The sequence below is a fragment of the Micrococcus sp. PSi08 genome, assembly GCF_054960655.1.
In genome coordinates this window covers 1-2,850 of the sequence record NZ_JBHNYP010000055.1, presented here as the reverse complement: position 1 = coordinate 2,850, position 2,850 = coordinate 1, and the positions used below count along the sequence as shown (strand labels likewise).

At 65.0% G+C, this 2,850-nt stretch carries 4 protein-coding genes; 3 read left to right on the top strand and 1 reads right to left on the bottom strand.

The genetic code is table 11. The features are described 5' to 3' along the window. Window positions 1-128 (top strand): integrase core domain-containing protein (locus tag ACFI33_RS11710; RefSeq protein WP_206496681.1); only part of this gene is annotated, 128 nt, incomplete at its 5' end. Window positions 129-1,090: 962 nt separating this feature from the next. On the opposite strand, the gene ACFI33_RS11705 is transcribed toward ACFI33_RS11710, so the two are convergent. Continuing rightward, complete coding sequence (locus ACFI33_RS11705) at window positions 1,091-1,681, bottom strand: recombinase family protein (RefSeq protein WP_095347682.1); 591 nt, start codon at window positions 1,679-1,681, stop codon at window positions 1,091-1,093. Between the two features lie 540 nt (window positions 1,682-2,221). On the opposite strand from ACFI33_RS11705, the gene ACFI33_RS11700 reads away from it, so the two are divergent. Continuing rightward, on the top strand, window positions 2,222-2,437 hold the full coding sequence (locus ACFI33_RS11700) for a hypothetical protein (RefSeq protein WP_036334324.1): 216 nt from the start codon (window positions 2,222-2,224) through the stop codon (window positions 2,435-2,437). Beyond that, the gene (locus ACFI33_RS11695) at window positions 2,434-2,697 is read left to right on the top strand and encodes a hypothetical protein (protein WP_036334322.1); all 264 of its coding nucleotides are present in this window, start codon (window positions 2,434-2,436) and stop codon (window positions 2,695-2,697) included. Before ACFI33_RS11700 ends, ACFI33_RS11695 begins: the two co-directional genes overlap by 4 nt. The last annotated feature ends 153 nt before the right edge of the window (window positions 2,698-2,850 follow it).

The following is a 2,850-nucleotide window of genomic DNA, read 5'->3' as shown; positions in this document are numbered from 1 at the left end:
GGCGTGAGGCCCTGCAGGTGTGGGTGAACCACTACAACTACCATCGGCCTCATACCTCCTGCGGGGACGCCCCGCCAACCTCGTTGGCCCCGGCACGAGTCAACAACGTCATGACCTCTTACACCTAGGTCGTCCCAGTTCACTGCGGAGAGCGTGCGCGTGATGGTCTCCACGGCGGTCTGGACCGGCGTTGAACGGATGGGCTGAGCCACCAACGACAGGGAGCGTCCCATCACGCCATAACGCCCGGTCAGGGAATCGGCCACCTCGGAGAGCGGGAGCCCACCCACGTCGACCCCTTCCGAGACCGCCAGGACAAGAGCGAAGACCACCGTCTGAGCCAGACCGTCAGCGAACTGGTCCTCATCAGCACCGGGAGACAGGACCCGACGCCACTCCTTGTGCAACGAACTCAGAGGCTGGGCAAGCGCCGAGGCGCCGGCCCGGACAGCTCTGCGCTCATCGCGCATCACGTCGAGGACCTCCTCCCGCAGAAGACGGGTCAGCGGAGCAAGAACATCCACCAGTTTGGAGACCGAAGTGATCGGTGCCGGCTCCCACAGCACGAAGTCAGTGAGCATCCGTTCCAGCTCGGCCTGGAACGTCACGGAAGAGCCGCGCATGGTGCGCAGATCGGCCACATGCAAGCTGCGCGGGTCGCCCACCAGTTTGCCGTACCTCCACAGCCGCCACTCGGTGCCGTTGGTGTGGAGGAGGTTGGGCAGCTCCTTCAGTCGCTGCCACTGCCGGCCGTTGTGGGTACGTGGCTTGTAGGTCGCCGGGTCAAGAGATACCCCCGGTGCCTTCAGCTCAATATGCCCGGTCAGCACACCGTCGACGCGCACCCCGAAGTCCGGACGGACGGCCTCGCCCTCGTCCCCGACCACGGTGACCTCACTGTGGGCTACAACTCGGCGCCCTACCAGCTCCCCCACGCCGCGCATCAGAGCAGCCACGGGTGCTGAGAGCGCCGCCTCTGCCTGCCCTGGACCACGCAGGTTCTCCCGCGCTGACACCGCGTAGGCGTTGACCAACTCGGGAAAACTCATCAAGCGTCCTTTCGAGAGCGGGAGCAGGGGCGTCGCCTTGCTCATAGATCGGAGGGTACTTCTTTTCTCGCACCCCGGGACAGCGAGGTGCACAGCGTTTGCCGGCTCACCCCGAACGCGCGCGCCACCTCCGCCTTCGGGATCCCCATCTCGATCATCACGCGCGCCTGCTCCACGTCGGTGTCCGAGAGCTTCGGGGCCTGGACGTACTTGCCGCGGGCCTTGGCTAGGGCGATGCCCTCGGCCTGGCGCTCCTTGATCCGCCGGCGCTCGAACTCAGCGAACGCCGCCAGGATGCCCAACATCAGCCCGTCCACCGGGGAGGTGCCGGACTTGTCCACGGTGATCCGCTCGGAGACGAACTGCACCGCGCACCCCTTGTCGGTGAGCTCGTCCACGATCGCGTACAGGTCCCGGGTGTCCCGGCCGAGCCGATCCATCGAGGCGACCTTCACCAGATCCCCCTCACGCACATACCTCATCAGCTCAGCCAGCCCCGTGCGCTTGGCGCGGGAGCTGCCGGAGATCTTGTCCTCGAAGATGCGGTCGCACTCCCCCACCGCCTCGAGCTGACGATCCAGGTTCTGCTCGGCCGAACTGACCCGCACATAGGCCACTGTCTGTCCAACCACGTCTTAGACCCTCCGACACTTCTGTCTAACGACCCGGTTTGGGACCGTCTCTGACGTGATGCTCTCGTGGGCGGACGGGGTGTGTAAAGGGGTATACCCGCTTGGACATTCCCACTGCGCCCGCCTCCCGCCACTGAAGTCTGGAGGAGACACCGCGAAGCCATTCGGATATAGAGCCGACCGCACATCCCTCGCCGGCGCGTAGTGTCTTCTGGAAGCCCGCGACGAAATGACTCCGATCAAGATCTTGTGGATAAAGACGTGGACAGAGCTACCGGATACCCCAAAATCTCGGGCCTGCGGCAGATTCCAGGCCGTCCTGACACGAGTCAGTGACCGGCAGTGAGAGCTCCCACTTAATGCGTCCGGGTTCCACGATAGAATTCCGTTAGAGCACCAAAGCCCTGGACCCTCCAGGGTGGAGGGCGCAGGGCTCGGTGTCTAGTTTGGCGGCTAGGCTTCGGACTCTACCGCCCTCACCGCCGCGCTCAGGATGGGTGACACCCGGTTAACGGGACACCTAGAACAGGAGTCGAGCCCATGGGCAAGACCGTTCACCGCAGTGCCAGCACGGGCCGGTTCGTGAAGACCTCCACGGCCAAGCGCAATCCGCGGACCACCACTACCGAGACGATCCCCTCACCCGGCGGAGCGACCCGTTCGGTGGGCCGTTCGGCCATCACGGGCCGCTTCGTCACCACTTCCACCGTCGCACGTCACCCCGGAACCACCATCACCCAGCAGGTGTCCCGATGAGCGCCCGGGTGAAGATCTCGGGAAATCTGGAGCGCGAGCTGCAGCGAGCCGTCCAGGACACGATGACCACGTTGGCCAAGGACTACCAGAGGATGCTCGATCAGTTGGGCCAGCAGTACGCCGGTGCGCCGGTGGAAGAGATCAAGCCGGTGCTGCGGACGCGGTGGTCCCGCATCAGCGGGACCATCAGTGATCCTGAGCTGAGCATCTACGCCCAGCACATCAGCGAAGGCACCCCGATCACGGTGCGCACCTCCTGACTCAACGCTGAACAGCGGGCCAGCCTCTGCAGAGGCTGGCCCGCTGTTCTCGTTGGAGCACAGGGTCGGCCCCTGCCCATGGGGAGCGCTGGCGCTTGTTGTCCAGGGCGAAAAAATCGGTCGTTTGTGGCGGGCGTCCGGGATGCGACGGGG